A 25,622-nucleotide genomic window follows, 5' to 3' on the forward strand; every position below is an offset into this window, starting at 1 on the left:
GATGTAGTTTAGTAAGCGCTTACAATTTTTCTATTTAATATTAACTCCGAAATACAACTTTTAACAATTTAAAAAACCGTTTATTCTAATTAAAAAACCGATTTTTTTATCGTTTTTTTCTAACTGCGGCAATCCCAAGAAGCGCTAATGGGAAAAGGAGTCCGAATGTTAGAGCATAAAACGGCCACACCGTTGTATCGAACGAGATAAGGTAGCTTAAATTCGGAGCAATAATAATGGACACAGCATATAGGATCATTCCCATAGGCAGCGTAAGCGGCCGGTAATCCGAAAGGTTTAACGTCTGCGAGAGCGATAAAACCGTTATGTAAAAACAAAGGATCAGCTTAAAGAAGATCGTTATAAACCAGACCCCGGTAATGATGGCCTCGACCCTTTGGATAAATTCGCCTATTTCTATTTTTTTGGCCAATTCAAAGCTGGAATAAATTTCGCTGGACGTATTCTCTGCTCCCATCACTAAAATGCTGAGCAGCGTGATCACGAACAAGACAGTCCCCCCAATCAACGTTCCCGATAAAAATGCTTTTCCTGCTTGTTTGGGCTGCTTTACTTTCGGAAAAATCATCAGCAATAAAACAAGCTCCAGAAAAGGAAATCCAATATACGGAAACGCAGCGCTAAGTATAGGCTTTACCCCTTTTCCGAACACGGGCTCTACATGTTTGAGTTCAAAATTCGGAACAAGCAAAAGGATGAATACGCAAAACAACGCAATAACGAGCGGAAAAAAAATGTCCGCGGTACGCGCTATATTGGAAATACCATAATAAATACCAATAGCCACTATACTCAGATATACGAAATGAATCGCCTGCATTGGCGTTTCCACTAACATAGAACCGGTGAGAAAATCGCCGAGATTTCGCAAAACGAGAGACGTTAAGATAAAGGCATAGGTAAACCATAGAAAAGAAACGAGCGTACCCAGCCATCTACCGCAAATTTCCTTACTAAATTCCACCAAAGTTCTGCCAGGGAATCGGCTCCCTAAAGCACTGTAGAGCCATACGAGCAAAAGACCGGCAAGCAGGCCGACAATAGAGGAGATCCAAGCATCTTGTTTGGCTTCTGCAGCAAGTATTCCCGGAACCAATATGATGGAGGTGCCTATGATGAATAGGGCTGTCAATTTTTTAAATTGACTCGCCTGAATAGGGTCATTTTCGGGCATTCGGGTCACGCTCCCTTTTACTTTCCTAATATCGTTTTACTTATCGGTTCGTAAATAAGTTTTATCCATTCGAGCGGACTTGGCACATTAACCCCCAAACTCACCGCTATGCATAGTACGCTCCCGGCAAGAAGCAATAAGGAAAATGCCCACAGCTCCTTTCGCTTGTTCGCTTGTTTAAGGGATGGAGCTTCGATAGCAATCATCATGATTCCGACTGCCAAAACGACTGCAACACGCCACATTCGCTATTACTCCCCCATTCTTTCGGATAAGGATTTTGTGGTTTTAAACATTTTATCAATCTTGGATTCTACTTGAATATTTACCTGCAGCGTTGAAAATACCCGGTCCCAATCGCTTTTTACCGACTCCCAATATCGGGGGTACTTTCGTTCAAATTCCTCGCCGAATCCGAATATATCCGACTTATATTTGTTTTGCATTTTTTTTACCACGGATGTGATGGAAGCCTCAATGCTATTTTGAGTCAGGCTTTCCAATTCAGATATAGCAGCCGGTTTTGTAAAGTCCAGCTCGCATTGCGCATCAGTGACTACGCCTTTTGTTTTGAGCTTGATATCGATGACCGGCTTGCCTTCCTTCATGGCTGCCTTCATTTTACTCTTCGTGCCGAGGAGCTCCACCGTAATATGTTTGCTCTTTCCTTCGGGACAAGCGAGGAGAACGGAAGTGCTCTTCACTTTGCCTTGCGTATAACTGTATCCCTGGCTTTCCTTCTCGCTTAACCAGCCGAGCAGCTTATCTTTTTTGAAAACAGCCAAACCGGTGTATTTCAATTGGGAAGGAGATGAAATATTTTCCACATTCCTTTTATCATTGCCGGCCCCGGCTTCTCCGATGACTACCACTCCAGTCGCAACCGCCTCTTTTCCTTTGCTGATAACGGTGGAAGTGAATTCATCAATTTTTATCGCTGCCGTTGCCCCCCATACCTTTGACGAGGTTTCAAGGGAAGCATTCAATTTGGTAGCCGGCGTTTTTTCCAGAGGCGTATATACTTTGAGAATGTCCTGCGCTTCGGCCCCCCGGGCAATTACGACATAAAAATCATTTCGGTACTCATGGTCTCTAGAGATGTGATCAAGTACTTTGCCCACACCTTTTTTCGCAAAATTCTCCCCAAAAATAAGCATTTGCATTTGACCGACATATATTTTTCTTGTGCTAATTGTCGTCATTCTTCTCGCAGCTTCCTGAAACCCGCCGCCGCGTTCCTGAAATAAAGTGACTGGAGCAAGCATAGAGGAGCCTCCCTCCTCGCCCGATATGGCTACTGGATTAAGAAGCTGATTGGATAGCAATATTTTCTTCCCTTTCTGATCCACGCCTATAGCCACGGAAACGGCCAGCTCATTCAATTCGCGGCGATTCCAGCAGCCGGTGACCATCGCAATGCCTAGAAAGAAAACGAATATGGAAAAGACTTTCCTTTTCGTACTAATCCCTCCTCTCGGACTCAAGGTTCTGTGCCTGCGGACCGTTCTCTCGAACCGAATTTTGACTGCTTATGCTTCGCGGACGTGTTAACATATTCCGCCAAGAAACGCGTATTCCCGCATCTTTTTTATCTTCAGGTATAACAGGGGCGTACGGGGACATGTAGTAAACGCCAAATGAACGCAGATGACAAAGATGCTGGACAATCAAAATGATCCCCGCGGTAATTCCGAACAATCCAAAGGATGCTGCCAGCCCCATCATCCCAAACCTTAACATTCGAATGGGAATGCCCATATTATAGGCGGGAATGACGAAGCTGGAGATCGCCGTGATCGAAACGACAATAACCATAACTGCCGATACAATTCCGGCTTGTACGGCCGCTTGACCGATAACGAGCGCTCCCACGATCGAGATCGATTGTCCGACCGCTCTCGGCAGGCGAATGCCCGCCTCACGCAAAAGCTCGAAGGTCACTTCCATCATGAGCGCCTCAAAGAAAGCGGGAAACGGTATGCCTTCCCGCTGAGCGATTAAACTTATTAATAATCCCGAGGGCAGCATGTCATGATGATAAGTCGTAATGGCAATGTATAAAGGCGGAGCCAATAAAGCTATCATCAAAGCAACATACCGCAGCAAACGTATGAGGGTGGATATGTCCGAGCGCTGGTAATAATCTTCTGCCGATTGAAAAAACTGCGTGAATAACGCCGGTACCAAGAGCGTAAACGGCGTACCATCGATGAGAATGGCGATGCGTCCCTCCAATAGTCCCGCAGCAATCACGTCGGGTCTTTCGGTATTATAAATCGTCGGAAAAAGCGTAAACCCTTTATCCTGTATGAACTCCTCGATATACCCGCTTTCCAATATCCCGTCAATTTGAATGCGTCCGATTCGTTCACGAACCTCTTTCAGCGCTGTTTCCATTGCGATACCGTTGATGTACATGATTGAGACGTTTGTTTTCGTTACCCGTCCGACGTGGAAATGCTCGAGCCACAAATTAGGGTCTTTGATTTTTCGCCGTACTAGCGCAATATTAGTTATTAGATTTTCAGAGAAGCCTTCCTTCGGGCCCCGTATCACCGTCTGGGAGGTCGGCTCCTGCACGCCGCGCTCTTCCCAGCCTTTCGATTCAATCAATAAACCGCAGTCGTTGCCCTCAAATAAGATAGCGGTATCTCCGGATAAAATGCCTTCCAGAAGCTTGTCAAAGCTCACATTATCCCGAATTCCGCCAACCGGCAGCAGCTTTTTTTTGATCAAATCTACTGGATCTGCCGGAGGCGAGAGCTCCGTTGTGGAATGCCCGTCACGACTGTTTGCCAGGAGAGGCTCCATGATGAATTGATTGACCAATTTGATATCAGCTAAGCCCGAGTTATAAATAACAACAGCCTCTACTCTATTTTCACTTTCTGAACACCATTCTCTTATCACGATATCCGGGCTGTTTCCGAGAATTCTTTTGATCAGTTGAATATTATCCTGCAGATTGGTTGTCAAAGCTTGTGTTTCATGAGTCTTTGATTGTTGAATGATAGTTGTTTGCTTACTTCTCTTCGACGTTTTGAAATTAGATGATTTGATAAATGCCATGTCCGCACCTCCCCCTGCATTCCCTTCTATTCAAGTTTCCCTCCATGTAAATTTTTCATGCAAAAGCAGCTTCTGTCCTTTATTCCAAGTGCAGAACAAATCACCCTACAACAAAAAAACTGCCCCTACAGTAGAGAAACTCTACCTTAAAGGACAGCCTTTTTCATAAAGTTGCTATTCTGAGTGACCAGCCCGTTTATAAAACTGCAGCACGGCGTTCCAGTCCCATTGCTCGTAGTAATGTGCAGCAGGATCGATACTTTTAATCCATTCAACCGCATGGCAGCCATTGGTGTTAGCGACAATGACATTAGCGATGCTGCCGTTATAGCGAATCCATGCCAGCTTCGGCGGAACAGACACCGGGTTATAAGCTCCAAAAGCGCCGGGAGGCTTTGTCAGACGCGACTGTTCCCCGCTAGCCAGCTCCACATCAACCAAAAAAGGTTTCTTCCGCTTCGCCGGATCACCCCACCGCTCCGCTTCTACCGCTCTAGACACGACAATATGCTGGGGCCCCCGCCATGTAAAGCTTTGATCCACATATCCTTTAGGGGTGTACAATGCCGATTTTCCGGAAACGACCTCCAGCACCTTCAGCTGCTTATTGACACTGGCTTCACGTCCAACCCCGCCGATGTATGCAAGCCGCGCACCGTCCGCTGCCCATTCAAACCACTGGTCGTTATTCGCCATTTGATCTAAAGTTCTAAATACGACGCCATCTGACCTTAGTACGCAGAGCGTATTGCTGTCAGCCGATAAGGAAGCGGTCGGCGTAGCCAGGAAAGCGATCCACCGCCCATCGGCGGACCATTTGAATATACTTGTTCCAATAGCGAAGAAATCATCGGACGGCTTCGGCAGCACATGTAGGGTTACGTATTTAATCGGGTCGGCTAATGCGTTCAGCGGTATTTGATACAAGATAACCGGTGTCCAGCCGTCGGACAGCAGCTCAGATTGTGTTGAAGCAAAGAAGCCCTTGCCATCCGGCAGCCAAGAGTAATTGCCGATCCTTTTTGCAGAGCTAAGCGGCTTATCTGGCCGCTTCACATCAACATATTGCAGCAGCTGCGGCGTTTGAAAAGCAAGCATGTTTCGATTAGGCGCCCATTGAAAGTTGCTTCCGCCCTCCGCCGATACAAGACTGCTCCGGCCTGTCTGAATCTGGATCAGCCAAAGCTCCTGTTCTTCTTCGCCCTTTGTATACGCGATCCATTCTCCATCGAACGACCATTTCGGATTGCGAATGAAAGGCCCGCTTGAAAGCTTCTTCTCAAGGTCGCCCTCCTTCATCCACAGGTCCCCGTTACGCACGAAAGCAGCCTTAAGAACACCGTCCTCTTTAGCAGCAAAGACGGAAGCGGCTCCAGCGATCATAGACAAGACGACAACGAGTACTACTATATAGCTTCGTATGACCTTCATAATCGGCCTCCCCTTTTACGGTTACGGTTCCCAAAGCTGATAGAAACATACGAAGGAAGTCGCACGCCCATGCAATGCCCGTTTATCTCCATAAACAACTTAACTCAGCACTGTAAAAGTGCTGAGTTAAGGAAAAGCATATTCTTACTGTGCGGAACCGAATTGAACCCACGCCTTCTGAATTTCATCAATCGCTTGATCCTTCGTTTTGCTGCCGCCGATGTAGGCTTGCATCAACTCACCGAACTTTTGGTGGAACGTATCAAGGGAGTAGTTAACCGTCAGGTCGCCGGATTTTTCCGTTTTCAAGATTTCTTCCATTTGCTTCGGCATATCCAGATCCGGAAGCGGAGCATCCTTGATCGGAGGAATAACCTTCGCTACGTTGGAGAACCAGCTTTTACCGTAATCGGACGTATACAACCAGTTGAAGAACTCAATCGTTTCTTTCGCTACTGCCGAATCTTTATTAATGCGAAGCGCTTGATCAGCGCCTGTAATAAGCTGCGATTGCTCGGCTTTCTCACTGACAGGGTAACCGGCAATGCCGATTTCGATATCAGGCGTAATTTTCTTGATCGCTTCTTCATCCCATGCGCCTTTACCTGTCATGAAAGCAGCTTTGCCGGAAGCAAAGTCGCTTACTTCAGCGTTGCTGTCGCGCTCAAGCGGTTTGTTCGTACCGTGCTTCACGGTCAGGTCGATAAAGTTGAAGAAGTTGTCGTTTAATACCGGGTGGTCCTTGAAGGTTGTTTCGCCGGCAATAAACTTGCCAACCAATTCCTTCGGCGTTGTACCTGCGTCTTCAGCAGCAGCATTCACGAAGTTCTGGAAAATATGCTTCCATACCCACCACTCTTTATAAGCGTTGGCGAATGGCGTAATGCCTTTTGCTTCAAGCTTCGCGATAGCGTCATTCATTTGGGAAGTTGTTTTTGGCACTTCTGTTATGCCTGCATCAGCAAGCAGCTTCTTGTTGTAGATCATCATCATCAGGTTTCCTTTAAGCGGAAGGCCGAGAATTTTTCCGTCAGAGGAGCTCATGTTGATTTTAACGGCATCTGTCATCGCAGCCGCAAGCGGCTCGTTCGTTAGATCGGCGCTGTATTCAGCGAACGTGTCGATATCTCCGCCTGCTGTCGTTTGGAATACGTCAGGCGTGCTGCCGGCAGCAATTTTCGACTTCAAAACCGTGTTATAGTCAGCCTGCATAATTTCAAGGTTGATCGTTACGTTCGGCTTTACCTTTTTGTATTCCGCAATGTAAGCATTGAAAGCGTCTGTGTATTCAGGAGAGGCGGTGAACATATTGATCGTAACAGGTTTGTCCGCATTCTCCGCGCCGTTGCCGGCACCTTCAGTGTTGCCTGCCGTGTTGTTATTGGCGCCGCAGGCAGCGAGTATGCCGATTATCAGCACGAGGCTGACGGACAGTGACAGAAATCTTTTTAACATGGTAATGCCCCCATTTCCCTCATTGTTTGTTGTTCTCGCTGCCTATTTTAAAGAAAATGAAAAAGGATATGAATGTACATAAGTGATGAATTAAGGGTAAAAAAGTGTATGGATTCGGCTAGTTCACTATTTATCCGTTCCGTTCAAAGCTCGGTACTCGGACGGTGATAATGAATAATAGTTGCGGAACGCTTTGCTGAAATAGTTCTTGTCCTTATAGCCGAGCATCTCGGAAATGTCCTGAATTTTGAGGCTGGAATCGTCAAGCAGTTCCTTCGCCTTGTCCATTCTGACCTTCTGGACATACTCGTGAATGCCGAAGCCAAACTGCTGCTTAAACAGCTTCATTAAGTATTCCCTGCTCAAAAAGTACTTGTCCGCAAACATCGAAATTTTAATTTCCTCAAAATAATGGTTATCGATATAGCTCTTAATATCGCCTACCTCAAACGGCTGATTCACGGTTTGCGATTTCCTGATTTCACCGCTGTAAAAGTCCAAAATACCGTGAAGCAGCTGTTCAAACTGCTCCAGCGTAGCAAAATCCGTGGAAATGCCTATGGCTCTTAAGGCATGCTCGCCGCTCATCGGCAGCTGCCCGGGATCAACGCCAAGCTCGAGCGCTGTATCGTTTAACAAAATAATGTACTCATGAAGCGCCCGGTCCGCTTCGCCGAAGCTGAACCCGTCCGAGGATTTCCACTTTTTCACGAATTCGCTAAGTATCGCTTTCGCATGCTGCACATTACCGCCTTCCAAAGCATTTCGAATGGTCGGAATACGGCTAGTTAACGATTGATTGTCCTTCACGGCTGAAGCTCTATCAGCGGCACCTGTCACGACCGCACCTTTAAGCTTTAATAGATCTATGGCGCTAATGGCCGCTTTCGCAGCCTCGTAGGACGAAGCAATTTCCATCGCATCATGGCTGGAATGGCCGATGCCAGCCGCAACGACTATACCGAACAGCTCCTTTAACGTCGCCGCTACCTTGTTCATCTGGTGGACTGAGCGGTAGGCGATATCCTCCGGATAACCGCCCTTCATCGTTAGAATAGCAATCATCTCCCGCTCCTGCTTCGGACTCGCGAAGCTGAAGGTTTGGAAATGGTCACCTGTGATTTCATTGATCACGTTAGCGACGGCAAAATGCAGCAGATCGGTATCCTCATTAAACCGGCTCTTCCTAATTTCCTCTAAATTAAGCACTCGCAGCACGACAGCCGAAAACCGGTTGCCGGGATCGTCTGCTCCGATCAAAGGCAGAAACGCTTCGTTGGTCTGGCTTTTGAAGCTCCGCTCAATGATCGACAGGTACACCTTCTCCTTCAAGCGCGGCAGCGACATGTTGAGTGTGATGTTGCGGTTAATAAAATCGCTGTCCTTCTTGCGTTTCGCATCTAATACATCGATAGCTTTGCGCAGCGACTGATTAAGATCATGCCGGTTAACCGGCTTCAGTAAATAGTCCACAACCTTGGAACGGATCGCTTGCCGTGTATATTCGAAATCGTTGTAGCCGCTAATGACGATCGTTAGCAGGTCCGGATAATCGCGCTCAATGATTTGCAGCAGCTCCATACCGTTCAACTCGGGCATCTTCATATCGATCATCGCCAAATCGATTTTATGCTCCGCCAGCATCTCCAGTCCGGCTTTGCCGTCGGTCGCCTCGAGCACCTCTTCTATACCTAATCCGTTCCAATCGCCCAATATGCGGATCGCTTCGCGCAGCGGCTCCTCATCATCAATAATGAGCACTTTATACATAGTTCACGCCTCCCCGCGGTAATAACATTTCCATTTCCGTACCCGTGCTATCCGTCCTTATTACAAGCTCTGCCGCATCTCCGTACAGCAGCTTCAAGCGCGTGTTCAGATTAACAAGACCGATGCTCCCGTTTTCGTTTTCACGGTCCTCCCACTCGTTTATGAACGAACTTCTCACTTCCTCCAGCCTCTCCGGAGCAAAACCAGGCCCGTTATCCCGTACCGAAATAACGGCATGCGACTCCGTCAGCTTGGCGCTAATATCGATCGTAATCGTGCTGGATACCTTCTCGAGCGCATGCTTGATGGCATTTTCGACGAGTGTCTGAATCGACAGCTTCGGAATTTCAAGCGCCAATAACGGATCCTCCCACTCGTAAGTAACTTGAAGCCTGCTGCCGAATCTCGCCTTTTGCAGTGCCATGTAATGCCCGATGTGCTTTAATTCCTCGCTGGCCTGCACGACATCCTTCCCGCTAATGCAATAACGCAGCGTCAAGGCGAGCGAATCCACCATATCGGCAATGTCAAATCTTTCGTGCTTCAATGCTTTCGTCGATATCGCTTGCAGCGCATTGTATAAGAAATGCGGATTAATTTCAGCTTCCAGCGCTTTCAGAATCGCGTTCTTCTCCACAAGCTTCATTTTGTACCGCTCATTAATAAGATCGTTGGTCCTCTTCACCATCTGATTGAAATGACGGGACAAATAAGCGATCTCGTCCCTGCCCCTGACCTCTGCCTCCGCATCGAAGTCGCCGACACTGAAACGGTTCATTTGGTAGGACAGCTTCTTGAGCGGCTTCGTTATGGCATTTGAGAAGTAGGTAACAAGAATGACGGCAAGCAGCAGAAACAACAATCCGATCGAAAAGCTGATATTCCGCGTCGTCGTTGCCGCCTCATAGATTTGCGTATAAGGAATCGGCTTAACGAGCTTCCAGCCCTCCTGCTCCCCAATGTTATATACGACAAGATACTTCTGCTCTTCCTCCGACCAGGTTAACCGGCCGTTTAAGTCACTTGTCAGCTTATCCGGTAAGCCGGAAGCGTCCATCCGTTTATATAAGGAAAGGTCATCCGTATAAAACGGCTCATTGTCCGGGCTTAGAAACAGCAGATGCTGCCCCTCATTGAACGGAATATCCTTCAAAATCTCATCTCTAACCGATGAATCGAAGTAAAAAGACAGCACCGCCTGCGGCTCCCGTGAAACGATGGAACGCAGCACGCGGTGGTAAGCCATGAAGCTATGTTCCGTGTCTACCGGGTAACCCGGATCGGATCCCTGCTGAACAAACGACTGATACGAACGGTTGAACGGACTGTTCATCGCTTTGTTATACCAGGGCAATCCGGTAATAGCCGGTGCTGAGCCTGTCCTTACCGTAATATTGTAGTTCTCCTGCGTAATGGAGTAATATTTCTGCTCACCTACCACGTACAAGTAAATGGCATCAAGATCATTACGGGAGTAATACAGCCCTCGCAAGTAATCCTCCAGGTACATCTTCGACGCGTAGTCCTCCGATTCGTGCATGATCGCGTATGTAATTTCGTCGTACCGGATCTGGGGCAGCGACAACTGCTCCATCCCTTTCAAATAATCCTCCATATTCTGATTGACCAGCAGCAGGTTGTTCGACGTGCTTGCGATGCTATTCGCGACCGACTCCTTCTGAAGCATCTGATAAGAAATAAACGTGAGCGATCCGACCACAAGTATAATAATGGTCGTGAACAACAAAACAAGCTTGTTTACGAGCCTCCTCGACATACGCTCCAGCACCGCCAAAACGGCTTTTACAGCTTTATTTATAATGATTTTCACGATCCTTCCAAGGCTCGGCATTCCGTTCACCTTTTTACCCCTAACTGTTTTGTTAAATCCATTTTTGCGCATGGGCGGCTGTTTTATAATACACATTATAGCTTAAACGGATTTGCTGTATAGGTGCGCAAACAAGCGCCGATACATGAACCGTGAAGAAAAGAGGTGCGTTGATGTTTAAATCAATAGGGAGAAAATGGAGCGAAAAACTCGAATTCGGCATCTTCACCTTGCCGGTTTTAATTTGTATCGCCGTAGCGTTCTATATCCCGTTCGCGATGACGATCCGCTATTCCATGACGAAGTGGAACGGTATTTCCAAGCACCCGACATTTGTCGGTCTTGATAATTTCAAACAAATTTTTATGGGCGATACGAACTTTGCGAACTCCGCGTGGTTTACGATTAAATACGCGGTTTTGTATATCGTGCTTGTGAACGTACTCGCCATTTTGCTTGCCGTCGTCCTTGACATGAAGCTGAGAACATCGTCTTGGCTGCGGGCTGCTTTCTTTATTCCGTATATTCTTAGCTTGGTTATCGTCGGATTCATTTGGAAGTTTATTTTCATGCAGGGCTTTGAATCGCTCGGGGAGAGCACAGGGTGGGGAATATTCAATCTAAGCTGGCTGGGTGAACCGGGGCTTGCGTTTATATCCATCCTGCTCGTTTCCATCTGGCAGTCGATCGGATTTTATCTAGTTATTTATATTGCCGGCTTGCAATCCGTGCCGGATGATTTGAAGGAAGCTGCAACCGTAGACGGCGCCGGCCCTGTACGTCGCTTCTTCAGCATTACGCTGCCGCTGCTTGCGCCATCCATTACGATCTCGGTATTTATGGCTTTGACGAATTCCATTAAAGTGTTCGACGTGATCCTGTCGCTGACCGGCGGCGGACCTGGCGGTACCACTTACAGTATCGCTTATGACATTTACAGAGACACATTCCAGAATAACCTTTACGGCTATGGAACGGCGAAGGCGCTCATTTTATTCGTGGCGGTTCTGATCGTTACGATCATTCAGTTGACGATCTTCAAACGCAGGGAGGTTGAGGCCTAATGAATAATCATAGCAAGTCAAGAGCAGGACGTATCTTTCTTGAGATCGTCATGGTTCTTCTGTCGCTCGTCTTTCTATATCCGTTGTTCCTGGCCATCAACAACTCGCTCAAGAGCTTCGGCGAGGTCATGACCGACGTTGTCGCATTGCCAAAGCAGCTTATTTTCGAAAACTATTCGTATGTATGGTCATTTATCAACTATCCAAAATTGTTCCTAAACAACTTTATCATTACCGGAGTAGGACTAGCCGGCATCATACTTGTCTCTTCAATCGCGGCCTACAAGCTGGCGAGAACGAAAACGCGCTGGAGCGCGCTGCTCTACCTGCTCATCATTATGCCGATGCTCATCCCGTTCCAATCAATCATGCTAACGGTGCTTCAGCTGGCTAAGGATTTGAACCTGTCCGAAAGCACATGGGGACTCGGCGTTCTGTACTGGGGCTTCGGAGCACCGCTGGCCGTATTTATCTATCACGGCTTCGTGAAGGGCATCCCGCAGGAAATTGACGAAAGCGCGACGATTGACGGCGCTTCGGGCTTCAAGCTGTTCTTCCTGGTCATCTTTCCGCTGCTGAAGTCGGTTACGACGACCATTGTCATCATCGACGTCATGTGGATTTGGAATGACTTCCTGCTGCCGCTCCTGATGGTTAACGGCTCGCCGGATACGAAGACATTAACGCTCGCTGCCTACACTTTCGTCGGTCAGTACACATCCGATTGGCAATATGCAATGACGGCCATGGTCATGGCTGTGCTGCCATCGATCATCGTGTTCATCTTCCTGCAGAAGTACATCGTCAAAGGCGTTGTCGCCGGCGCGGTGAAGGGTTAATAAATTTACAAAAGAGCTGTCCGTAAGGTCGATGACCTTGGGCAGCTCTTTTTTCATACATATTTTCCCTCAAGTGAAGCATGATATCTGTGATATCTTAAACTGAAAGGGGAACACATGATGCTGACCTTCCTAATCGCATTTTTTTTCAGTATGATCAGCATCGCTTTTATACCCATTCTGCGAAAGACGCTGCACCCGCTGGAAATATTGTCATGCGGCTTGTTGATGGCATCTTTAGAGCAGTTCGCTTACGCCGTACTCACGGTGAACCTGCAGCTGGTGAAAGCAAGTGAAAACCCGTTCGAATTTTTTGCATTGAAGCTTGAGCAAGTTATCCTCGCGCCTATTATTATTCTGTTTGGTTTATTTGTGCTTTTTTCCGATTCGAGAAGGCCTTTAAGTAAAGCGATAGCATTGGCAGGCACCGTTTTCGCCCTTTGGGGCGTTCAATATTTGTATGATCTAAGCGGAACCATTCAATTTGTAAAATGGAGTTGGGGATACGATTGGATCAAAGATGCTGCATTGCTTGCCATTTCTATTGGATTTCTAGCGCTTTTTCGCAAATTTTTACGATGGCAGGAGGTTTCCCATGATCCTGTACCCTCCGATTCACTTTGATGCAAACGAATGGTTCATCCTGGTCATATCCGTGGCTTCATGGGGTATTTTCCTGCTGCTGCCGAATCGGCTGTCTTACGTCACCTTATTCATCATTTGGCTGTTTAACGGACTGCTGGCATTTACAGCTGACTTTTCCCTTGGCGTCAAGCCATTCGATCTTTACGATTTCGGCGACCGGCCTGAATTCGAGTGGTTCGATGTCATTCTCTATCTGTTTACCTATCCGCCTACACCGTTTTTCATGCTGCACTTCTATAGCAAATGGAGGCCTACTGGATGGCGCTTCGTCGGATATATTCTATTATTCAGCCTAGCGACGACCGGGCTCGAAGGAATCTCCACTTATGGGTTCCACGTCTTTACCTATAAGGGCTGGAAGCTTTGGTACTCTGGTCCGATCTACTTGATCATTTTTTCCTTGAACTTTCTGGTTTATCACTTCGTGCAGCGTTACGTGCCGGAAAGAAAAAATAATTCGCCGTTTAAGAGACGATATGGATCAGCTGTCTTTGAAAGTCATTATCTAAATGGTGAAGGCGGTAATAAAAGCCTCAGGAGGACTAAAACATGACTATTGACGTAATTTGTACGATCGGACCGGCCAGCTCCTCTTCTGAAGTTGTAAGGGAGCTGATTCTTGGCGGCATGACGGTTTCCCGATTGAACCTGTCTCACGGCACCCATGAAAGTCATAGGGAAATCATACGCCACTTAAGGGAAACCAGCCGTGAAATCGATATGCCGATCCGCATCCTAGGTGATCTGCAGGGTCCAAAAATCCGGCTGGGCGAGATTGAAGGGGACGGCGTATGGCTCGAAGAAGGGCAGCCGTTCGAACTATTGGTTACGCCCGTTACCGGCAACGGCCATAGAGCGAATATCGACTACCCGGGCATTACGGGGGAGATTGTTCCAGGCGCATTCATTCTTATCAATGACGGGGCGGTCAAGCTTGAGGTGACAGACGTTAGCTCCGAACGGATAACAACCAAAGTGATAGTCGGCGGTCAAATAAGCAGCAACAAAAGCGTCAATTTTCCCGGAACCAAGCTGAATATTCCCGCTCTGACACAAAAAGATCAAGAGGATCTTGCGTTCCTGCTCAAAGAAGGGATCGATCTGATTGCTTGTTCATTCATCCGCCAAGCCGCCCATTTGGAACAAGTGCGGGACTTTTGCCGATCCTTGTCCGGAACCGTTCCCAAGCTCGTTGCCAAAATCGAAACGGTGGAAGGCGTAAAAAATTTCCGTGACATCGCCGCTTTATCAGATGGCATCATGATTGCAAGGGGGGATCTCGGGGTCGAGCTGCCGTTCGAGCAAATCCCGTTTATTCAGAAAGCGCTCCTCAGGGAATGCAGGGCGAACGGCACCTACGTCATTACGGCTACCCAAATGCTTCAATCTATGATTGACGAGCCCGTACCCACCCGAGCCGAAGTGACGGATATTTTCCAGGCGGTACAAGACGGCACAAATGCGGTCATGCTGTCGGCCGAAAGCTCGGTTGGCAAATATCCGATCCAGTCTGTCAAGGTACTGAAGTGCGTTTCCCATTATGCCGAGGAGATCGCCGTTCGTGTGAAGTCCTACACCCTTGATGACGTTTACGCTCGCTTTCCATTTAAGGACATGTAAAATCGTTTCCTTCGAATCGTTCAGTCTGATGGAAAGCAACATCAATATTTACGATAGTCATCCAAAAGTGTAATAAAAGGAATCTCCTAACATCGTTTACCTCTAATAACACGACTAATGGTATATTGTGGGAGATGGTATAGTTTTGTACAATAGTAAGAAACTTCTGGAGGGTTTTGATATGAACCTGGAAAGAATCGTGCTATTGATGGCTGTTTTTTTAATGGGATATATATTTCTAATAACTCCTTTACCAAACATCTTGTTAATTGATATGGTCGGAATTATTGGAACAGCTCTAGAATATTTAATTAGTTTAGCAGGATTTATTATGATGGTACTAAGCGCCATATCATTATTAAAACTTATGCTAAAAAAATAAAACCTTAAAGGTGGCGTCGATTTACTGCGATGCCACCTTTTTATGTGCCCAGTATAGGCGCATCTAAGATTAAACTCCTGAATGGCGAAGGCAGTAATAGCCATAGCTTAAGGCAAGAGTGTCCGCGAGGTGGAATCTGAAGGAAACCAACGGTACACATCATTTTGCAATCCTTATTTCAGCTCTCATGCACCAGTTCTTTGGCAAACCAGTAGCCTTTGTAAGGAACCGGCTCCGCCAGCTTTACGCCAAGCTGCTCCGCTGCCGTTCGCGGCCAGAACGGATCTCTCAGAAAAGGTCTGCCGACCGCAATCAGATCAGCCCGCCCGTCCTGCAAAATTTGCTCGGCCTGTCCGCCGCTCGTTATGAGTCCAACAGCTGCGGTCGCCATACCCGCTTCACGTTTGATTTGCTCGGCGAATGGAACCTGATAGCCCGGATATACATGAGGCTTTGCCGGCAGTACGCCCCCGCTGCTGACATCGATCAGGTCGACACCCTGCTCCTTCATTAGACCTGCGAAATAGACGGCATCCTCGATGTTGTTGCCTTCCGCACTGTATTCATCAGCTGAAATCCGTACGAATAACGGACCTTTCCAGCCGAGACGGATTTCCGCAATAATCTCGCGAAGCAGCTGATAACGCCGCAGCCTCGTACCGCCGTATTTATCTTCGCGCTTGTTCGTGTAGCGGGATAAGAAATCATTAATGAGATATCCGTGGGCGGCATGAAGCTCAATAACGTCTACCCCTGCCGCCGCCGCTCTTCTTGCCGCATCCCCGAAAGCGGCTACGGTTTCGGCAGCCTGCTGCTCAGACAGCGCTTCGGTCGCGCGACCTTCATACGGGATACCGGAAGCTGAAACGGCCGCACCGGCGATCTTTCTTTTGCGCCCCGCGTGCCATAGCTGAATACCTGCCTTAGAGCTCGATTGATGCAGAACCTTAACCAAGGCTTGCAGCTTCGCCCCTTGCTCATCGTTCCATAGACCAAGATTCCCGTGCAAATCCCGCCCCTGTTCCGCAACGGCCGTTGCCTCCAGCATAATCAGCCCCGCTTGACCAAGCGCGCGCGCTCCATAGTGAACCATGTGCCAATCCGTCAATATGCCGTCATTCAATGCAGCCACCGTACCCATTGGAGCCATCATAATCCGGTTTTTGAGCTCTAACCCTTTTATCGTTATCGGGCTGAACAATAGGCTCATAGCCTCCACATCCTCTCTCATTCCACTGTACTTTATATAGCTTTATTTTATATGATAAAAACAAAGCCTTACATGCGAAGAGAAAGGTATTTGGGGCAGCTGACAAAGGATTTAAATGAATTTTAACTTCATTGCTTATAATTTAAAGGAGGCTATTCGAATGGATAATGTAGATAAACAAATTCTGTTGGCGCTGCAGGATCAAGCCCGGCTCTCGATGACGGAATTAGGTAAAATGGTCGGCTTGTCTCAGCCCGCGGTTACCGAAAGAGTGCGGAGATTAGAAGATCGGGGAATTATTGAGCAATACCGGATGGTCGTATCTCCGGAAAAAATCAACAAGCATTCGATTGCCTACCTGCTCTTTAACACGAAGGATTGCGATAAATTTATTGCCTTCTGCGAAGATCATCCGGATGTGCTGGAATGCCATCGAATCAGCGGCGAATATAACTATCTGCTCAAAGTCGTTTCGGACTCGACCCGCTCCTTGGAAGCTTTCATTAATGCAAGCACCAAACACGGCTTTTCGACCACACTCATCGTGCTCTCCTCGCCCATTGAACGTAAAAAGCTTATTCCTACTATTTCTGAATAAGCCCTATAGCCTGAGGCGACAGGGAGTAAAAATAAAAAAAGAAGCTACTGTCATGAAGACAATTGCTTCTTTTTTTCCTCTTTATCTATGGAAGTCGTTGTATCTTTTTTCTCTTCATCTGGTTTATCGAACGGCACTCGATCTTCATCATAATAAGCGATAATTTACACCTCCCTTTTCGTCATTATATGGTTGTACCTTTATCTCTGTGTTAATTTAATGTAATGCATAAGTGAAATTTAACTTTCGAAGGTTTAAAAAAAATTATTTATCAGGCAAGCTGAAACCGTACTTTATAAAAATGTCCTGCGCTGCTTTACTTTGCAGAAATTTGTAAAACTCCTCGGCTTCCTTTACATGTTTGGTTGCTTTAACGATTCCAACAGGATATTCAATGGGCTTGTAGCTTTTGGAGTCTGGAGAAAAGGCTACCTTTACCTTCTGTGAGGTTAAGGCATCCGTTTTATATACAAACCCGACCTCTGTATTACCTGTTTCAACATAATTCAATACCTGTTTTACATCTTTGGCAAATACGGTTTTCGTTTGGATCGTATCCCACAGCTTATAAAAAGTAAGTGAATCTTTCGTATAGCTCCCTACCGGAACGGTCTCGGGCTGGCCGACAGCAATTTTTTTCACTTCTGATTTCGTTATATCTTCTATCTTACTAACCGCAATATTTGTATCTGCTGGAACTACGGCTACTAGCTCGTTTGTCAACAAATTCATCTGCTGGTTATTGTCGATCAGTTGCTTTTCTACCAGCGCAGTCATTTGCTTCTTGCCGGCAGATAAGAATAAATCCACTGGAGCGCCTTGTTCAATTTGCTGTTGTAAGGTACCCGATGCCCCGAAATTAAATGAAAGCTTTATTTGGTTGTGTTCTTTTTCGTAAGCCGTTTGGATCTCTTCCAAGCTGTCCGTAAGGCTTGCTGCAGCTGATATTAGTAATTCTACCTTTTCAGCTGGCTTAATCTCTTCCATGTTGGATGATTGCTCTTTTTGTGCGCATCCTGCTGCAGCCAAAATAATCAGCAAGACTAAAAATACCTTTTTCAGCATAGTATTCGTTCTCCTTTACTTTCTGTGCTATGTTAGATATTCTAACACATAAATAAAATAACCGCTCGTCCACTAAGATGTATCAAAATAACTGCCTCTTGACCTTCCCCCTACGGTAATCTTGTAACCTTTAATAAGAAACCAAAGGGAAGGTTGTGTGTAATATGGATACGTATGTCGGCAATGGGGCTTATTGTTATGCGAATTCTACCGCCATGCTGCTTGCAAGCATCGGAGAAAGGGTTTCCCCGTCTTACATTGAAGCTTTAACCGGCGTGGGCTTTGGCGCCGTCTGGGACGAAGCGGAGAAGGTGGCGTGGTTTAACGGCAAACTAACGCCGGACGAAGGTATTGACCATGCATTGAAGCTGCTCGGGTTTACGGCAGCGGGAAACTCTCCATCAGCAGACGAGCGCACTTCAATTGAGGTATTAGAAGAAGAAATCTGGAAGGGACCCGTTATTTTGGGACCTTTAGATATGGGGATGCTCACTTATCATCCTAATCACCCTCACTTGTCAGGATGTGATCATTACATCATCGCCTATGCGTTGGATGAGCAATATTTGTATCTGCATGATCCCGCAGGTTTTCCCCATGTTAGACTGCCCATTCAATCGCTTTGTGAAGCATGGAAGGCTGATAAGGTTCGTTGGAAACGCAGCAAACCCTATCAAATGTGGTCCCGGCCTGAACGCATAAACAGCCCATCTGAATATGAAACAGCTCAAAATGCTGTAAACTATTATAAAACCTTATATGTTGAAACCATAGAGTGGGCAGCCCAGAACAATAAATCGGTGAACGCCGAGGCCATTCGAACATTTTCACACTTTGTAGGCAAAAAAGATGTCACACCCGGCGGTGTAGGCAACATGAAATACTTCCTGTTTCAGCTAGGAGCACGAAGAGCCATAGATACCGCTGATTTCCTTAAAAATTACGAGCCTGCTTTGACAAAAATAAAAGCTCAGCAAGCTCGGATTTTTGGAGCCTGTCACACGCTTGCTGTTCAGGAAGACTGGTCATCTCTATCCAAGGCGTTAACTGGTCTAGCCATCCTTGAAGAACAAATGATCGAAACGCTGTTAACAAAATAAACCTCACAGGGAGGATACATGCTTACAGTCGGACAATTAGCGCGCATTTTCAATGTATCGACTAAAACATTAAGGCATTATGACGCTGTCGGTTTATTTATTCCTGCAAGTGTGGGTGGAGAAAACTCGTATCGTTACTATGCTCCGGACCAATTGGGCGAATTAAAGCGTATCCTATTTCTGCGTTCGATGGGTGTTGGACTCGAAGTGCTTCGCGAGTTGAAGGATTGCGGGGCCTTGCATGATGATAAGAGAATCAAACGCATTTTAGAAGAACAAGCGGATACGATACGCGGGGACATCGAGCGTCAACATCAATTGCTGCAGAGTGTAGTGCAAATGATCGATTATATCAATCATGCCGGAAGACTTGAAATAGAGCCGCGTATCGTAAAGAAATCCGCTTTCAAGGTCGTAGGGATGGAATGGCAAAGCGCAAAGAGCCATGGCAGTATACCCGACATGTGGGAACGATTTAATATGCGTGAGCATGAAATTAGAAATAAGGTGAAACCGGATGTCGCGTATGGAATTTGTATCACGGACCATGAACAAGAGTTTTCATACGTAGCCGGTTTCGAGGTGCATACAGAGGAATTACCGGATGGGATGGTCAGCATTACAGTTCCCGAACAAACCTATGCCGTGTTTTCACATCGAGGAAAGCTGGAGGGAATCGGCAAAACGATGAATTGGGTATACGGGAACTGGCTTCCGCAAAGCGGGCTTCAACCGGTATTGGGCATGGATTTTGAATTGTACGATGAACGATTCCTCGGAACGGATAACGATGCTACAGAAATCGACCTTTATGTTCCGATATTGCAAAAATAACAAAATACGAGAAATGGCACGCTTTCTACATCAGCGGAAACTTCCGGGCATTATGAACGGGAAAACCTCCTTCTAAATTACCCGTATGCGCTCAAAAAGGTTCATTTTACTGGAAAACCTCCCTATAATCTAGCGGAAAACCCCTTCTACACGGGCAACGTGCTGAATCAGAGGGAGAAATTCCTGTTAATTCAGCTACAAAAATCGTAACACGAAAATAGAGGGAGCTTTTCCTGTTCATCATCGAGGACTGCTCCTTTCCTATTTCAAAAAATCACAACCCGCCAGTTATGATTACAAGTTGCCTCAACAACACCGTGCTTCAAAAAATAATTCGCCACCAGCTCCGCCATATCAACGGTCACCTCCCGTACGATCGGCTTCCCTTGATACATCTCATAATCCCCGCCGCCAGCGGCTCTATAATTGTTCATGACCACATCGAACTCCTCGTCCGCCCTAACGGGCTTCCCCTCCCGGCTCAGCTTAACGACCCGCTGCCCCGCAGGCTTCGCTGCGTTCAGCTCGTATTCGATGCCTTCCCACATATCGTAGTTGTAATGCTGCGCTTTTGGCCGGGTGTAAGCCGGGTTAACTCCTAATGTCCCATCCGTGTACACCTGGAAATACGCCGCGGTCATCTCTAGCGCATCCCGAATATCCCGACCCGTCAGCCGGAGAACGGTCAGCGTGTTAGGATACATGAAATTGGTCAAAATGTCCCTCATCGTAACCGTTCCGCCGAAGCCCTCCGATTCATTGTTCAGCAAAGCCGCATTCGACAGCTCCGCTCCCGCCGCATCCATTTGCACCTTATTCATAAATTCAATAAACGGATGATCCGCGCTGCGGCACAGCAAAGGGTCTGTTATGGTCATATCGCCAATGACTTGTCCAATCGGCTGGTCGAGCCAGGCTTGCGTCTCGGATTCAATCTTCCCGTTTAACGTCATGACGGCTTGATCGGCAGCAACCGATGCATCCAGCGTCAGAAGCTCCGCCCTCTTCTCCGCAATTGTCCAGCCATCCCTCTCCCGGCGAAGCTTAACGCTTATTTTACCCACCGCTTGCCCGTTACTGCCTGGTTGTATAACGGTTACACCACCCACCTCGCCAGCTAGGAAACGATGCTGATGACCGGTTATTAGCACGTCGATGCCATCCACTTCCGTACACATCGCATAGGCTTGGTTTTCACCCGTCAGCTTCTCTGCCGCTTCGCCGCTGACCAAATCGTGCTCGAACCCGCCATGGTAGGAAACGATAAGCAAATCCGGGTTTTCTTCCTTTTGGATATAAGCCACCCAGGCTTTTACTGTCTCAAGTGCGTTGTTGAAGGTCAGTCTTCTAAGATGAGCCGGGTTTTCCCAATTCGGGATGTAATGCGTCGTAACGCCTAGTACGGCAGCTTTGATTCCGCCAGGCATTGTTTTCACAATGTAAGGCTTGCCGAAAGCCGGTTCATTCGTTTCGCTATCCGTTATCCCAGCCGAAAGCCATGGAAATTCGGAATCACTTACCGCTTGACGGAGAAGCTCCTGCCCGTAATTAAACTCGTGATTACCTAGCACAGCTGCATCGTACTGCAGCTCATTAAGCACCTCAATAGCAGGATTCTTCCCGCCCTTCCCCGTCGTTGCTGCATAATAGGCAAGGGGCGTGCCTTGAATCAAATCACCGTTGTCCACCAGCAGCAGCCCGGGCGCGAGTTCGCGCTCCCGCTTAATGAGCGTTGCAAGCTTTGCTAAGCCGCTGTCCCGTTCCTCCCTAGTCCGGTAATCTATCGGATTTATATGTCCATGAATATCGCTTGTCGCCAGTATCACACATGTGTATACGTCGTCGTGTCCCATTACATAACTCCCTTTCGCATACCCTTTACATTAAAACTCTATACCATTTTAACAGGGAAACTAGCTTCCAGAGCGAGTCATCTACCAATTTACAATATCTTACTATCAAGTTTACGGACAGATAATACTAATTCCATATAGTTATAAAGTAATAACAAAATAGATATAGTGGAGGGTATTCTTTTGAAAAAAGCGGCAAAATTCGTTCTACCGTTATTATTGTCTGTTTCTCTACTAAGCGCGTGCGGGTCTAACAATGCAGCGGGCAACACAAACAAAGAAGCTGCTGCAACAAACAACACGTCTGCTACCACACAAGAAACGAGCAAACCTGTAGAGGGTTACGTCCCTGAGACGTTGACCGTACAATTTGTTCCCTCCCAGAACGCAGATACATTAGAAGCAAAAGCGAAGCCGCTTGAGCAGCTGCTCAGCGATAAGCTTGGCATTCCTGTTGAAGTCAGCATTTCGACAGACTACAACACGATCATAGAAGCTATGGCTTCCAAAAAAGTAGACATAGGCTTCCTTCCTCCAACTGCATATGTATTAGCAAAGGAAAAAGGCGCGGCAGAGGTTATTCTTCAAGCGCAGCGTTTTGGCGTTCAAGATGACACAGGCGCTCCGACTGATCAACTCGTTGATTTCTACAAATCGATGATCATTGTGAAGAAGGATTCGGATATTAAATCAATCGCAGATCTAAAAGGCAAGAAGATCGCTTACCAGAACGTGACATCTTCTGCAGGATTCGTATGGCCAGCCGGCTTGCTGCTCGAAAATAGTCTAGACCCGCTTAAAGATGTAAGCGGCGTAACGGTCAAAGGCCATGACCAAGGCGTTATCGCGGTATTGAACGGCGATGTAGACGCGGCTGCCATTTTCCAAGATGCCCGCAACGTCGTTTCGAAGGATTACCCTACCGTATTTGAAGATACCCGCGTGCTTGAATTTACGGCTCCTATCCCGAACGATACGATTTCGGTCCGTTCCGACATGAACGCAGAATGGGTAGAAAAAATTCAAACGGCATTCATCGATATCGGTATGGATGAAGCCGGGCATGCCATTATTAAAGAGATTTACTCCCACGAAGGTTACGTGAAATCCGAGGACAGCATCTTCGATATCGTCCGTCAATACGGCGAGAAAGTAAAAACCGAATAAACTCCCTCCCCCCGCAATACGCGATGAAATCGCACCCCATAATCGTACCAAAAGCCAGTCCAAGTGCAATCGCGCTTGGACTGGCTATCCTTTATTGACATGATAAATAGCAAAGGAATGATCATCACGTGATAGAGCTTCGCAATGTATCGAAAATGTACCCCAACGGGACAAAAGGATTGGATCAAATTAATCTCTCGTTCGCCAAGGGCGAATTTGTCGCTATCGTCGGACTATCCGGCGCCGGCAAATCGACACTGCTGCGCTCCATCAACCGGCTCCATGATATTTCGGAGGGCGATATTTTAATCGGCGGCAGCTCTATTACGCAGGCGAAGGGCAAGCAGCTCCGAATGATCCGCCGCAATATCGGTATGATCTTTCAAAGCTTCAACCTGGTGAAGCGCACTTCCGTGCTGCGCAACGTGCTCGCAGGGCGCGTTGGTTATCACTCCACACTGCGGACGATACTCGGACGTTTTCCCGAGAAGGATATGAATCTCGCCTTTGGGGCGCTGGACCGTGTCAATATTATAGAGAAAGCCTATTCCCGCGCCGATGAGCTGTCCGGCGGACAGCAGCAGCGTGTTGCTATAGCCCGCGTACTGGCGCAGGAAGCAAAAATCATTTTGGCCGATGAGCCCGTTGCCTCTCTGGATCCGCTCACGACCAAGCAGGTCATGGATGATTTGAAAAAAATTAATCAAGAGCTGGGCATAACAACCATCATAAACCTGCATTACGTTGATTTGGCCAGGCAGTACGCTACCCGTATCGTAGGCCTCCGGGCTGGCCGGGTTGTATTCGATGGACCCGTCTCGGAAGCGACCGACGAAGTGTTTGCCGAAATTTACGGGCGTCCGATCGAGAAGAATGAACTGCTGGGAGAACAAGCCGTATGAGCGCCAATGCCGAATTGAAACGTCCAAAGGCTCCGGGCAAGCTCAAGCATTATCTTACAGCCGCGATTGTCCTGCTGCTGCTCTGGGGCAGCGCGATTCATACCGAGGCTACCTTCGGCGAGCTGATCGAAGGCTTCCCGAATATGTTCGATCTGCTGGAGGAAATGTTCCCGCCAAAATGGTCTTACTTCGATAATATTGTCGGAGCGATGTTGGAAACGATTCGAATGGCACTCGTCGGAACGACAATCGGCGCTATTATGGCGATCCCGGTTGCGCTGCTCTGCGCAAGCAATTTTGCGGCTAGCTGGTGGATCCGCCACCCCGTCCGCTTTATTCTCAATTTAATCCGAACCGTTCCCGACTTGCTTTTGGCTGCTATCTTTGTCGCTATATTCGGCCTTGGCCCTTTGCCGGGTATATTAGCTTTGTCCGTCTTCGCATTGGGTCTCATAGCCAAGCTGACATATGAAGCACTAGAAACGATTGACCGCGGACCGCTTGAAGCGATGACATCCGTTGGAGCAAATGGCATACAACGGATCATATTTGCCGTCATCCCTCAGATTCAAGCTCACTTTATGTCCTTTACGCTGTACACCTTTGAAATTAACGTTCGCGCGGCGGCTGTCCTCGGTCTCGTAGGCGCCGGTGGAATCGGCCATTATTATGAAGTCACGTTGGGTTTCCTGGAATACGACAAAACGAGTGTCATTATTATATTCACATTAGCGGTCGTCTTGCTTATCGACTATACAAGCACGAAGCTGCGGGAGAAGCTGCTATGATCAAATCGTGGAATCACATCATTCAAAAACCGAAGAAAAACCGCTACCGTTGGTTTATTTACCTTGCGCTTGCCGCGGTATATATTTGGGCGTTTGCAGGCGTGCCGTTTACAGGCTTTAAGGAAACGGCCGGACAAATTACGAAAGCAATCGTGACCGGCATCTTCACGCCGGACTGGGATTTCGTTTATTTGCCTGAAGGCGAGGATTTACTGCGCGGATTGCTCGAGACGCTTGCGATATCAGTTTTAGGCACCTTTATTTCAACACTGCTCTGTATTCCGTTCGCTTTCTGGGCTGCTGTGAATATGAGCCGGACGAAGGCCGTATCCGGTTCAGGCAAAATGGTACTGAGCTTTATTCGGGCCATACCCGAAATCATACTGGCGCTCATGTTCATCAAAGCGGTCGGTCCGGGCTCCTTTGCAGGCGTGCTGGCGCTTGGCTTACATTCTGTGGGCATGTTAGGGAAGCTATTTGCTGATGAGGTTGAAAATATGGATAACGGTCCGGTCGAGGCACTCGTTTCCGCAGGAGCGAACCGGCTGCAAATTTTATGGTTCGCTGTCATTCCGCAGGTGCTGCCCGGCTTCCTGTCTTATACGCTGTACCGGTTCGAGATCAATATGCGCTCCGCCGCCATACTTGGCGTTATTGGCGCCGGCGGTATCGGTACCCCGCTTATTTTCGCCCTAAGCACCCGCAATTGGGATCGCGTCGGCATCATTCTTCTCGGCATCGTCATCCTCATTACGGTCGTGGATATGATCTCAGGCGCTATCCGTAAGCGGCTCGTATAAGTAT

24 protein-coding genes are annotated in these 25,622 nt (G+C 47.5%); 13 read left to right on the plus strand and 11 right to left on the minus strand.

Annotated features, from left to right (window positions below; translation table 11 throughout):
* Positions 1 to 106 precede the first annotated feature (106 nt).
* The 8 genes from DFP97_RS27135 to DFP97_RS27170 all read right to left on the minus strand — a co-directional run bounded on the left by DFP97_RS27135 (position 107) and on the right by DFP97_RS27170 (position 10,772).
* On the minus strand, positions 107 to 1,195 hold the full coding sequence (locus tag DFP97_RS27135) for a GerAB/ArcD/ProY family transporter (protein ID WP_114383814.1): 1,089 nt from the start codon (positions 1,193 to 1,195) through the stop codon (positions 107 to 109).
* A 17-nt stretch (positions 1,196 to 1,212) separates the two neighbouring features.
* Positions 1,213 to 1,440: a hypothetical protein gene (locus DFP97_RS27140; protein WP_114383815.1), complete on the minus strand. Its 228-nt coding sequence runs from the start codon at positions 1,438 to 1,440 to the stop codon at positions 1,213 to 1,215.
* A 6-nt stretch (positions 1,441 to 1,446) separates the two neighbouring features.
* Positions 1,447 to 2,679, minus strand: coding sequence for a Ger(x)C family spore germination protein (locus DFP97_RS27145; protein ID WP_114383816.1), 1,233 nt, complete (start codon positions 2,677 to 2,679; stop codon positions 1,447 to 1,449).
* Positions 2,657 to 4,264, minus strand: coding sequence for a spore germination protein (locus DFP97_RS27150; protein ID WP_114383817.1), 1,608 nt, complete (start codon positions 4,262 to 4,264; stop codon positions 2,657 to 2,659). The genes DFP97_RS27145 and DFP97_RS27150 overlap by 23 nt, the downstream gene beginning before the upstream one ends.
* Before the next feature lie 174 nt (positions 4,265 to 4,438).
* Positions 4,439 to 5,695: a TolB family protein gene (locus tag DFP97_RS27155; RefSeq protein WP_114383818.1), complete on the minus strand. Its 1,257-nt coding sequence runs from the start codon at positions 5,693 to 5,695 to the stop codon at positions 4,439 to 4,441.
* Between the two features lie 144 nt (positions 5,696 to 5,839).
* Positions 5,840 to 7,150, minus strand: coding sequence for an ABC transporter substrate-binding protein (locus DFP97_RS27160; protein ID WP_114383819.1), 1,311 nt, complete (start codon positions 7,148 to 7,150; stop codon positions 5,840 to 5,842).
* Positions 7,151 to 7,276: 126 nt separating this feature from the next.
* A complete protein-coding gene (locus tag DFP97_RS27165) occupies positions 7,277 to 8,920 on the minus strand; it encodes a response regulator transcription factor (RefSeq protein WP_114383820.1) in 1,644 nt (547 codons plus the stop codon).
* On the minus strand, positions 8,913 to 10,772 hold the full coding sequence (locus tag DFP97_RS27170; protein ID WP_114383851.1) for a sensor histidine kinase: 1,860 nt from the start codon (positions 10,770 to 10,772) through the stop codon (positions 8,913 to 8,915). Before DFP97_RS27170 ends, DFP97_RS27165 begins: the two co-directional genes overlap by 8 nt.
* Positions 10,773 to 10,924: 152 nt before the next feature.
* On the opposite strand from DFP97_RS27170, the gene DFP97_RS27175 reads away from it, so the two are divergent.
* From DFP97_RS27175 to DFP97_RS27200, 6 genes are all read left to right on the plus strand, one after another.
* Positions 10,925 to 11,815 carry a carbohydrate ABC transporter permease gene (locus DFP97_RS27175; RefSeq protein WP_114383821.1) on the plus strand — a complete coding sequence of 297 codons (891 nt, stop codon included), beginning with the start codon at positions 10,925 to 10,927 and terminating at the stop codon, positions 11,813 to 11,815.
* Positions 11,815 to 12,654 (plus strand): carbohydrate ABC transporter permease, encoded by an 840-nt coding sequence (locus DFP97_RS27180; RefSeq protein ID WP_114383822.1) that lies wholly within the window; start codon positions 11,815 to 11,817, stop codon positions 12,652 to 12,654. The genes DFP97_RS27175 and DFP97_RS27180 overlap by 1 nt, the downstream gene beginning before the upstream one ends.
* A 117-nt stretch (positions 12,655 to 12,771) precedes the next feature.
* Positions 12,772 to 13,278: a hypothetical protein gene (locus DFP97_RS27185; RefSeq protein WP_147275102.1), complete on the plus strand. Its 507-nt coding sequence runs from the start codon at positions 12,772 to 12,774 to the stop codon at positions 13,276 to 13,278.
* Complete coding sequence (locus tag DFP97_RS27190; RefSeq protein WP_114383824.1) at positions 13,250 to 13,852, plus strand: hypothetical protein; 603 nt, start codon at positions 13,250 to 13,252, stop codon at positions 13,850 to 13,852. Before DFP97_RS27185 ends, DFP97_RS27190 begins: the two co-directional genes overlap by 29 nt.
* On the plus strand, positions 13,849 to 14,919 hold the full coding sequence (gene pyk / locus DFP97_RS27195) for a pyruvate kinase (protein ID WP_114383825.1): 1,071 nt from the start codon (positions 13,849 to 13,851) through the stop codon (positions 14,917 to 14,919). Before DFP97_RS27190 ends, pyk begins: the two co-directional genes overlap by 4 nt.
* A 181-nt stretch (positions 14,920 to 15,100) precedes the next feature.
* Positions 15,101 to 15,301: a hypothetical protein gene (locus DFP97_RS27200; RefSeq protein ID WP_114383826.1), complete on the plus strand. Its 201-nt coding sequence runs from the start codon at positions 15,101 to 15,103 to the stop codon at positions 15,299 to 15,301.
* Between the two features lie 178 nt (positions 15,302 to 15,479).
* Here DFP97_RS27200 and namA read toward each other — a convergent pair whose 3' ends face one another.
* Positions 15,480 to 16,511: an NADPH dehydrogenase NamA gene (gene namA / locus DFP97_RS27205; RefSeq protein WP_114383827.1), complete on the minus strand. Its 1,032-nt coding sequence runs from the start codon at positions 16,509 to 16,511 to the stop codon at positions 15,480 to 15,482.
* Positions 16,512 to 16,671: 160 nt separating this feature from the next.
* Here namA and DFP97_RS27210 point away from each other — a divergent pair, with 160 nt between their 5' ends.
* Positions 16,672 to 17,109, plus strand: coding sequence for an Lrp/AsnC family transcriptional regulator (locus DFP97_RS27210; protein ID WP_114383828.1), 438 nt, complete (start codon positions 16,672 to 16,674; stop codon positions 17,107 to 17,109).
* 264 nt (positions 17,110 to 17,373) lie between these two features.
* Here DFP97_RS27210 and modA read toward each other — a convergent pair whose 3' ends face one another.
* Positions 17,374 to 18,174 (minus strand): molybdate ABC transporter substrate-binding protein, encoded by an 801-nt coding sequence (gene modA / locus DFP97_RS27215; RefSeq protein WP_114383829.1) that lies wholly within the window; start codon positions 18,172 to 18,174, stop codon positions 17,374 to 17,376.
* A 164-nt stretch (positions 18,175 to 18,338) separates the two neighbouring features.
* Here modA and DFP97_RS27220 point away from each other — a divergent pair, with 164 nt between their 5' ends.
* Positions 18,339 to 19,274, plus strand: a complete 936-nt coding sequence (locus tag DFP97_RS27220; protein ID WP_114383830.1) for a cysteine peptidase family C39 domain-containing protein — start codon at positions 18,339 to 18,341, stop codon at positions 19,272 to 19,274.
* Positions 19,275 to 19,292: 18 nt separating this feature from the next.
* Entirely contained in the window at positions 19,293 to 20,108 is an 816-nt protein-coding gene (locus DFP97_RS27225) for a MerR family transcriptional regulator (protein WP_114383831.1), read from the plus strand.
* 266 nt (positions 20,109 to 20,374) lie between these two features.
* Here DFP97_RS27225 and DFP97_RS27230 read toward each other — a convergent pair whose 3' ends face one another.
* The gene (locus DFP97_RS27230; RefSeq protein WP_114383832.1) at positions 20,375 to 21,961 is read right to left on the minus strand and encodes a bifunctional metallophosphatase/5'-nucleotidase; all 1,587 of its coding nucleotides are present in this window, start codon (positions 21,959 to 21,961) and stop codon (positions 20,375 to 20,377) included.
* A 183-nt stretch (positions 21,962 to 22,144) separates the two neighbouring features.
* On the opposite strand from DFP97_RS27230, the gene DFP97_RS27235 reads away from it, so the two are divergent.
* From DFP97_RS27235 to phnE (DFP97_RS27250), 4 genes are all read left to right on the plus strand, one after another.
* The gene (locus tag DFP97_RS27235) at positions 22,145 to 23,128 is read left to right on the plus strand and encodes a phosphate/phosphite/phosphonate ABC transporter substrate-binding protein (RefSeq protein WP_114383833.1); all 984 of its coding nucleotides are present in this window, start codon (positions 22,145 to 22,147) and stop codon (positions 23,126 to 23,128) included.
* A 128-nt stretch (positions 23,129 to 23,256) separates the two neighbouring features.
* Positions 23,257 to 24,030 (plus strand): phosphonate ABC transporter ATP-binding protein, encoded by a 774-nt coding sequence (gene phnC, locus DFP97_RS27240; protein WP_114383834.1) that lies wholly within the window; start codon positions 23,257 to 23,259, stop codon positions 24,028 to 24,030.
* Entirely contained in the window at positions 24,027 to 24,818 is a 792-nt protein-coding gene (phnE, locus tag DFP97_RS27245) for a phosphonate ABC transporter, permease protein PhnE (protein ID WP_114383835.1), read from the plus strand. Before phnC ends, phnE (DFP97_RS27245) begins: the two co-directional genes overlap by 4 nt.
* Entirely contained in the window at positions 24,815 to 25,618 is an 804-nt protein-coding gene (phnE, locus tag DFP97_RS27250) for a phosphonate ABC transporter, permease protein PhnE (RefSeq protein ID WP_114383836.1), read from the plus strand. The genes phnE (DFP97_RS27245) and phnE (DFP97_RS27250) overlap by 4 nt, the downstream gene beginning before the upstream one ends.
* Positions 25,619 to 25,622: the final 4 nt, after the last annotated feature.

It is taken from the genome of Paenibacillus prosopidis (assembly GCF_003337375.1).
Lineage (GTDB): Bacteria > Bacillota > Bacilli > Paenibacillales > Paenibacillaceae > Pristimantibacillus > Pristimantibacillus prosopidis.